8 protein-coding genes are annotated in these 8,465 nt (G+C 58.1%); 2 read left to right on the top strand and 6 right to left on the bottom strand.

Annotation, left to right across the window (positions count from 1 at the left end; translation table 11 throughout):
* From Abin_RS14805 to Abin_RS14785, 5 genes are all read right to left on the bottom strand, one after another.
* The coding region (locus Abin_RS14805) for a hypothetical protein (protein WP_048848300.1) at positions 1-223 on the bottom strand (223 nt) is incomplete at its 3' end.
* Positions 220-1,266 carry a segregation and condensation protein A gene (locus tag Abin_RS14800; protein ID WP_084593690.1) on the bottom strand — a complete coding sequence of 349 codons (1,047 nt, stop codon included), beginning with the start codon at positions 1,264-1,266 and terminating at the stop codon, positions 220-222. The genes Abin_RS14800 and Abin_RS14805, both read right to left, overlap by 4 nt.
* 193 nt (positions 1,267-1,459) lie before the next feature.
* Positions 1,460-2,533, bottom strand: coding sequence for an SPOR domain-containing protein (locus tag Abin_RS14795; RefSeq protein WP_048848299.1), 1,074 nt, complete (start codon positions 2,531-2,533; stop codon positions 1,460-1,462).
* The gene (gene argS, locus Abin_RS14790) at positions 2,533-4,320 is read right to left on the bottom strand and encodes an arginine--tRNA ligase (protein WP_048848297.1); all 1,788 of its coding nucleotides are present in this window, start codon (positions 4,318-4,320) and stop codon (positions 2,533-2,535) included. Before argS ends, Abin_RS14795 begins: the two co-directional genes overlap by 1 nt.
* A gap of 40 nt (positions 4,321-4,360) precedes the next feature.
* Positions 4,361-5,554 carry a deoxyguanosinetriphosphate triphosphohydrolase gene (locus Abin_RS14785; protein WP_048848295.1) on the bottom strand — a complete coding sequence of 398 codons (1,194 nt, stop codon included), beginning with the start codon at positions 5,552-5,554 and terminating at the stop codon, positions 4,361-4,363.
* Between the two features lie 186 nt (positions 5,555-5,740).
* Here Abin_RS14785 and Abin_RS14780 point away from each other — a divergent pair, with 186 nt between their 5' ends.
* Entirely contained in the window at positions 5,741-6,109 is a 369-nt protein-coding gene (locus tag Abin_RS14780) for a HesB/IscA family protein (RefSeq protein WP_048848347.1), read from the top strand.
* The gene (locus tag Abin_RS14775; RefSeq protein WP_048848293.1) at positions 6,106-6,891 is read left to right on the top strand and encodes an exodeoxyribonuclease III; all 786 of its coding nucleotides are present in this window, start codon (positions 6,106-6,108) and stop codon (positions 6,889-6,891) included. The genes Abin_RS14780 and Abin_RS14775 overlap by 4 nt, the downstream gene beginning before the upstream one ends.
* Here Abin_RS14775 and Abin_RS14770 read toward each other — a convergent pair.
* Positions 6,876-8,363 (bottom strand): sugar porter family MFS transporter, encoded by a 1,488-nt coding sequence (locus Abin_RS14770; protein ID WP_048848292.1) that lies wholly within the window; start codon positions 8,361-8,363, stop codon positions 6,876-6,878. The two genes, Abin_RS14775 and Abin_RS14770, sit on opposite strands and share 16 nt — an antisense overlap.
* Positions 8,364-8,465 lie beyond the last annotated feature (102 nt).

The raw sequence follows: 8,465 nt of genomic DNA, 5'->3' as shown, positions 1-8,465 counted from the left end.
CTTCTGCTTCTGCTTCTGCTTCTGCTTCTGCTTCTGCTTCTGCTTCTGAAAGCCTGTCGGCCGGGGTCTCTCTGTCAACGGAAGAAGCGTCACCGGGCTGCATGACTGAAGACGCATCTGCGGTGACCGATGCTACAGATGTGTCCGCGCCGTCAGAAGGCAGGTTCTGTGAGTGAACATTATGCGGCATGGCGGGGTCCGGGTATGGTGTGTCTGTACTCATGCGCCTTTGCTCCCCCGTGTCCCTTTCCGTATGTCAGTTTGGCCCGACGCATCGTTCAGCCCTTCCGACGTAGCAAGTGCTGGTTTATTGGCATGCTCACTCTCTTGTGGTGGGTTGTCATCGTCCATCGCGTCTGACTCTTCAGGGTGACCGTCATGGGGGCGAAGGAGAATCTGGCCGAATATTTCATCCTGCCGCAGTTCGAGTCTGCCACTTTTGGCCAATTCCAGACCGGCTATCAACGTACCTGCCATGGCCGCGCGGCGCTGGCGGATGGCGTCTTCTCCCACGGCTATTTCCGGCAATGTTTCTGGCAGAAACGCATCCAGACTGTTCCAGCCCGGCGGTGTTTCCCCCAGCAAACGGGTAAGACGCGATAGGGCATCCTGCACGGTCCAGAACCGGATGGTACGGGGAGCATAAATGCGTTTACGCGCTGTGCGGCGCATGGCCGCCATATAGGCCCGCATAAGCTGCGGCATATCCAGTGCCAGACCCGACCGGTCAATCTCAATCAGCGTTTCGGCCTCGCCGCGCGCCCAGACGTCACGCCCCAGACGCGGTCGGGCCTCCAGCCATCGGGCGAGTTCACCCATGCACGCCAGTTCAATCAGGCGTTCCTGAAGCAGTTCGGCTGCTTCTTCCCCTTCCATAGCGAGGTCATCTTCAGCAGGCAGCAGCAGGCGGGATTTCAACCATGCCAACCACGCTGCCATCACCAGCCAATCGGCCGCCAGTTCAAGCCTTACCTTACGGGCCGATTCAACAACCGCCAGATATTGTTCCACAAGTTGCAGAATGGAGATTTTGCTAAGATCAACCTTCTGGGCACGCGCCAGATCCAGCAGCAGGTCAAGGGGACCTTCAAATCCTTCAAGCTGGAGCAACGGTACGCGGGGTACCGCGTCCTCCTGCACGCCAGCAGGGTGTGCTGGGCTTGCCTGCTTCCCGGCTTCGGCCTGCACTGAACCGTCACCCGTCTGGGGTGATGGTTCTGCCTGCCGAGAGTCTGGTGTGGAATTTAGCCGCTGGTCGGCATCCATTGTGTGACGTCTTGTCTTCTGGCGTGTGAAGGAAGGAAAGCCCCTATGCTGCTGGGGCTATAGCCTGAAACGTATAGGGAAAAGGGAAACAACCCGGCGAGGATGGGCTGCCGAAACAAGCCGACGCCCCATCTCTACCCCAGACATGACGGAAGCCCGCAACAGCAAGCTTCCGTCAGTTTCCTGAACCTAGTTAGCGCACCTGCGCGCAGGCCAACCCACGTTCCCGGACCGCACCGCAAAAGGTGCGCGTTTCAGCATTCGAGGCAAATCCGCTGACACGCAGGCGATAAAACACCGCGTTATCACGCTGCACTTTTTCCACCACGGGTGATTTATCAGCAAACAGCGTGGGGTAATGCGTTTTCAGGCGGCTCCACTCCTGCTGGGCCTGAGCCTCCGACTGCAAGGCAGCAAGCTGCACCTTGTATTTTCCGCCCGATGCGACCGGAACCGGCGCAGGCAGCGCCGCCTCTGGCTTACTGGTCGCAGCTGCAGGTGCAGGGGTATCCTTACGGGTAGCAGGGGCTGCCGGGGGGGCTGGCTGCTGCTTGGCCGGAGCCTTCGTCGCAGCCGCGCCTGATGCCGCAGCAGCATCGCCTGCAGCGGATTCATCTGTCGTACCTTCGCTGGTATCTGGCAGGCTGGTTGGTTGCTGTTCTTCGGGCGTAGCGGCAGCAGGCGCGGAATCGGTGCCTGTTTTGGCAGGTGTTGCCGGGGTAGCACCATCAGCCGCAGGGCTTCCGGCCTCTGCCGTCTTGGTCTCGTCAGCCGGGGGCGTCGGTGTTTCCGGCTCCTTGGCCTTGGTGGCGGCATCCGTGCTGGCAGCCTGCTGGCCATACTGGGCGGCAAGCGCACTTGGGTTTGGCTTTTCGGGCGCAGGGACAGGGTGTGCCTGTCCTTCTTCCTCAGCTTCAGGCATGCTGACGCCATCAAGCTGCATCCCGCCCGGATCAACCGGCTTTGTGCGCATGGAAACGGGGGGCGGCCCCATGACAGGGATGCCAGACTGGTGGTGGCCCAGAAGCGCCCAGCTTCCAATCCCGATAACCAACAAACCACCCAGACCTGCTGCACTGTAAACCAGTTTGCGCGTGCCGGAATCGCTGCTTAGAAACTGTGCCAGAACGCCGCCTGACCCTGTTTTACCGGGGGCCGCGCCAACGGGGCGACGCGGCGGGGGTGCGTCATCGTAATCCGTGCTCATGCGTTCGCGCGCACGGCTTATCCGTTCGTCAAAGGAGTTGTTTTTATTATCGTCGCTCATCAGCGCATTTCCTCGACGGGTTCCACACCCATGACTGCCAGCCCGGAACGAATAACCGTGGCGGTGGCCGCAACAAGGGCCAGACGTGCACGGGTTGCCTCTGGCGCATCGGGCTGAAGGAAGCGCAGAGACGCATCATCACGACCACGGTTCCACAAGCCGTGGAAGTCACTAGCCAGATCTGCCAGATAGAACGCCACACGGTGCGCTTCACGCGCAAGGGCTGCGGACTCAATCAAACGGGGCCATTCTGCCAGACGACGCAGCAACGCCATTTCAGCATCCGCTTCCAGCGCGGATAGCGGCGCACTGGCCAGAGCCTCTGCCGTCACTGGCCCGTAACTGCCATCTTCCTGCGCCATACGCAGAACAGAACGGCAGCGTGCGTGGGCATACTGCACATAAAAAACCGGATTATCGCGCTGCTGTGCCACAACCAGATCGAGATCGAACTCCATCTGGGCATCGCTTTTACGCGTCAGCATGGTGAAGCGCACTGCGTCCTTGCCGACTTCATCAATCAGGTCACGCAGGGTCACAAACGTGCCAGCGCGCTTGGACATTTTCACCGGTTGGCCGTCGCGCAGAATATGCACAATCTGGCACAGCACGATTTCAAGCGGCACGGTATCATCCGTCACAGCGCGAACGGCAGCCTTCATGCGCTTAACATAACCGCCGTGGTCTGCGCCCCAGACGTCAATCATCACCTGCGCGCCGCGAGCCACCTTGTCCGCATGGCACCCGATATCATTGGCGAAGTAGGTGTTGGTGCCGTCTGACTTCTTAAGCGGGCGGTCAACATCATCGCCAAACTGGGTGGAGCGGAACAGAAGCTGTTCGCGTTCTTCCCAATCATCAGGCAGCTTGCCTTTAGGGGGTTCAAGCACACCTTCGTACAGCAGGCCTGCTTTTTCAAGCCGACCGATAGCGGCATCGACCACACCATCACGCAGCACCTGTGCTTCAGATGTGAAAACATCCTGATGCACCCCAAGTGCGGCCAGATCTTCCTTAATAGCGGCCAGCATATGGGCCACGGTAAAGCCGCGTATGGTTTCAAGCCATGTTTTTTCAGGGGCCGGACGGGCGCCTTCTTCAGCCAGCTTATCGCCATAGTCTGCGACCAGCGCTTCAGCCACCGGAATCAGATATTCGCCCTTATATTGCAGCCCACCCGGTGTCAGAGCCGAAAACTCCTCCTCCGTCAGGGTGGTTCCCAAGGCTTGCAGGTAACGCCAGTAGGTTGCCCATGCCAGCGCCTTTACCTGTGCCCCGGCATCATTAATGTAGAATTCTTTGGTGACGTCAAAACCGGCCTTGGCCAGCAGATTTGCCAGTGCATCCCCCACAACTGCGCCACGGCAATGGCCCACATGCATAGGGCCCGTAGGGTTGGCGGACACATACTCCACATTGACGCGCACGCCTTTGCCCGACTGTGACTCGCCATAGCGTTCGCCAGCCTTCAGCACCGCAGGCAGCACGGACCGCAGCACTTCGGGAGCCAGCGTTATGTTCACAAAGCCGGGGCCTGCCGCCGCAACCTTGGCCACGCCTTCAACTTTTTCAAGTGCTGCCACCAGATCAGCCGCAATATCTGCGGGTTTGCGGCGGGCGGCCTTGGCCAGCAGCAGGGCCGCATTGGTGGCCATATCACCATGCGCGGCGTCACGCGTGGGGGTTACTTCAACACGGGCCAGTGTTTCTTCCGGCACGTCGGGCAGCAGCCCTCGCACGGCGGCCAGGACGTGATGACGATAAAGCTGGAACAAACACTCAGACATGCCCAAAATTTTCCCACTACAAAACGGTCGAGCCGCGTTTTCAGCCCGGTACTGACAGATCAGTCAACCGCCGATGTTCTTCCATCGCGTACCGATCCGTCATTGAAGCCACATAATCTGCCACTGTGCGGCGTATGGTGGCGTCATTACCCGCCAGCGCGACTTCGCGCCAGCGGTCTGGCAACAGTTTGGGCGACTCCACCAGAATGGTGAACAGCTCCGCCGTCACGTGTTTGGCCTTGTGCGTCATACGGTTCACACGCCAGTGCCGGTACAGCTTGGCGAACAGAAATTTACGGATACCCTTGTTTGCTTCGGCCATAGCCGGGCTGAACGCCACGACCGGGGCAGATGCCGCGCGGATATCTTCCACACTCTGCGGCGCAAGGTCTTGCAGGTTCTGCCGGGTGCACACCAGCACGTCGGTTGCCAATGCGTGAATGACGCGCCTTACCATTTCATGCCGGATGCGCTGCTTTTTCTGCGGCATATCATCGGGTAGATCAGCCGCCAGAGCCTGCGCCTGCCGGAGGGCATCTCCCACCAAGGGCACATCCTTCAAATCATCCAGAGTGACCAGACCAGACTTCACGCCGTCATCCAGATCATGACCGTGATAGGCGATGTCATCAGCCAGCGCAGCCACCTGTGCCTCGGCCGAAGCATAGCTGTGCAGATCAAGCGGCCATTGGGCATCAAAATCACGCAGCCAAGGTGCTGGTTTTTTAACTGGCCCGTTATGTTTGGCCAGCCCTTCCAGCGTCTCCCACGTCAGGTTCAGGCCATCGAACCCCAAATAACGGCGCTCAAGCACCGTGACCTGCCGCAACGCCTGCGTATTATGGTCAAACCCGTTCCAGTCGTACATCAGGGCGGCCAGAGCATCTTCCCCGGCATGCCCAAACGGCGTGTGGCCCAGATCATGCGCTAGGGCCACGGCTTCTGTCAGGTCTTCATCCAGTTGCAGAAACCGCGCCATGGAGCGCGCCACCTGCGCGACCTCCAGCGAGTGCGTTAAACGGGTGCGGAAAAAATCGCCCTCATGATTGATGAAGACCTGCGTTTTATACTGCAACCGCCGAAACCCGGAGGAATGGACAACCCTGTCTCTGTCCCGCTGCCATGGCGAGCGCGTGGGCGATTCTTCTTCCGCATGCAGGCGTCTGGCCCGGCCTGTGCCCGGCTGCACGGCATAGGGGGCAAGAAACAGATGGGCTGCGGCCTGTGCTGGCATGCGGTAGGGTCCTGCTCCGTCTCAGTCATATCCGGGCCATGTGTGACCCCACTGGCCCAGCCTTTCCCGACAGCATGCAAGGGAGACTGCGCAATGTGGCAAATACACTAAGCCATTCCGCTAAAATTGACCATGTCTGCCCGCATACCCCTTCAAACCCGCTATCTGTCACGCTATCTAGAAGGTATGACCCAGCCCCAGCCCTTCACCGTATCGCAGGCCGCCGCCACGCGGATTGCCTCTGTCATTGCCAAGCGCAAAGCTGTTGCCACAGCAGACGCGGCCCCGCCTGCCGCACTGCGCGTCGCGGTTGAGGCCGGGGGCTGTAACGGCTTTCAGTATCAGTTCACCCTGATAGGGCCGAATGACATAGCTGCTGATGATGCCCGCATTGAGCAGGGTGATGCTCTGGTGGTGGTTGACCCTGCCAGCCTTGATCTGTTGAGCGGTGCTGAACTTGATTTTACGGATAAGCTGATGGGGGCCCATTTTGCGGTGAATAACCCGAATGCGGCGTCCTCCTGCGGCTGTGGCACAAGCTTTTCTGTCGCATGAAAATTGCTACCTGGAACGTCAACTCCGTTCGCCAGCGCCAGCATCTGATTCTTGATTGGTTGGAGCGACAGCAGCCTGACGTACTGATGATGCAGGAAATCAAATGCGAGACCGACCAGTTTCCTGCCGATGCGTTCAAAGAAGCCGGGTATGACTGTGCTATTGTTGGCCAGAAATCCTACAATGGCGTGGCCACACTGGTAAAAGGCGGGTTTGAGGTCACATCCGACCACCTGCCGGGTTTTGACCATCCTGTTGCCCGATATGTAGAGATCAGAACCCAGAAACTGACACTAGGCAATTTGTATCTGCCAAATGGCAATTCCGGGGGAGAAGAAGGCTATGCAACCAAACTAGCCTTTTTTGATGCCCTGACCGCCCGCGCACAGCAGTTTCTGCAAACTGATACCGACTTCATTCTGGCTGGCGACTATAATGTCTGCCCCACACCAGAAGATTGTGCACCGGGTGCGCTGGGTCCGGACGATGCTCTGGTGCGCCCGCAAAGCCGTGCGGCTTACCGCCGCATGCTGTGGCTTGGGCTGACCGATGCCCTTCGCGCACTGCATCCTTCCGGCACGGCCTATACGTTCTGGGATTATCAGGCCGGTGCATGGCCGCGCGATTCCGGTTTAAGAATTGACCACGCCCTGCTCTCACCCCGCGTTGCAGAACGGCTGGAGACAGCGTGGCCTGATAAAGCCGAACGGGCGCTTGAGCGCCCGTCCGACCATGTGCCTCTGGTTGTAACGCTCCGTGACGACGCTCAAGCTACAGCCTGAGTTCCCACTGTCTGTGCCGTAGGGGAAGAAGCGGTATCGCCAATATCGCGCAGACGCTTCCCCTGCATCAGGTTGTCTTCAATATCTTCCAGTGATGTGCCTTTGGTTTCTGGCACAAATATCAGCGCCACAACCAGAAACACTACATTAAAACCAGCCAGAATCCAGAACGTATTGGAATCCCCCAGCACCGTCATACATGACAGGAAGACGCTGCTGATGAGCCAGTTGGTCATCCAGTTTACAAAAGTGGAGCACCCAATCGCGAGGCTGCGCCCCTTCAGCGGTTGAATTTCCGAACATAATGTCCAGGGTAATGGTCCCTCACCCAACGCATAGCCCAGAATAAACGCTACCAGTGTGCCAATAATCAGCACTGCGCCTAAGGGCCCCTCAACTTGCAGTTTCAGGACAAAACCAAACAGCACAAGGCTAAGGCTGGCAATAATGCAGCTTGTCACCAGAAGTGGGCGACGGCCCCAGCGGTCAATCAGAAACAACGCCGCAACAGTTGCCACCAGATTGACCACCCCGAGCAGCGTTGTGGCCCAGATGGCTGCTGAACTGCCAAAATGGGCACGTTCCAGCACTTTTGGGGCATAATACAGCAACACGTTAATGCCAGTAAGCTGCTGCAGGGCTTGTAAAGAAAGCCCCAGAAAAAAGCTGCGGCGAAACGGGGCACTCGTTTTGAAAAGCGCGAAGCCGCTGACATTGTCTTTATTAACTTGCTCGCGAATACGCTTAAGCTCGCGTTTTGCTTTATCGCTACTGTCACGGAGCATGTGCAATACGCGCGACGCTTCCTTGTGACGCCCCTGCGTGACCAACCAGCGGGGCGAATATGGCACCATTAACGTGCTCAGCAAAAACAGGATTGCGGGAATAGCCGGAATACCTAGCATCCACCGCCAATGCCCACCCCCAGCCAGCAAACTGTCCGAGAAATAGGCCATCAGCATACCGATAGTGATCGCCATCTGGTAAAGTGAAATCATGCGGCCACGATCTTTCTGGGCCGTGATTTCGGAAATATAAAGCGGTGCGGCAAAGGCAGCCAGCCCAACGCCCAGACCCAACACAACGCGCCCCGCCATTAACATGAGCACAGAATGGGCCAGACAGCAGGCCGCAGTCCCCACCAGAAAAAGCACCGCAGCACAGAACAGCGTAACGCGGCGCCCCCACTCCCGCGCCAGAAATGAGGCTAACAAGGCACCGCCTGCTGCCCCCAGCATCAGGGTGGAGACAATCCATTCATCCATAACGGTGCTGGTTTTGAACTCCAGACCAATAAAATGCAGAGCGCCTGCAATAACCCCGGTATCCAAACCAAACATCAACCCGGCAAGACCTGCCGCCAAGGCAAAAAGGGATGCCTGCCCTAGCCATGGCCCTGCATTTTTGCTGTCATTATTCTGGTTTGTGTCGTTCTTATCCCCGGTTGTTTCAGAACAGACGGTTCCCTGCACGCCGTGCCTCCGTTTCTTTTTTATTAAGATGTATCGGCATAACAACGTCTTGCACGCCAAGGGGTTGTAAAATTTTTTGCAAACACGCTCTTATGGAGCTCT

It is taken from the genome of Acetobacter indonesiensis, from assembly GCF_000963945.1.
Lineage (GTDB): Bacteria > Pseudomonadota > Alphaproteobacteria > Acetobacterales > Acetobacteraceae > Acetobacter > Acetobacter indonesiensis.
This window is presented reverse-complemented; position numbering and strand designations above follow the sequence as displayed.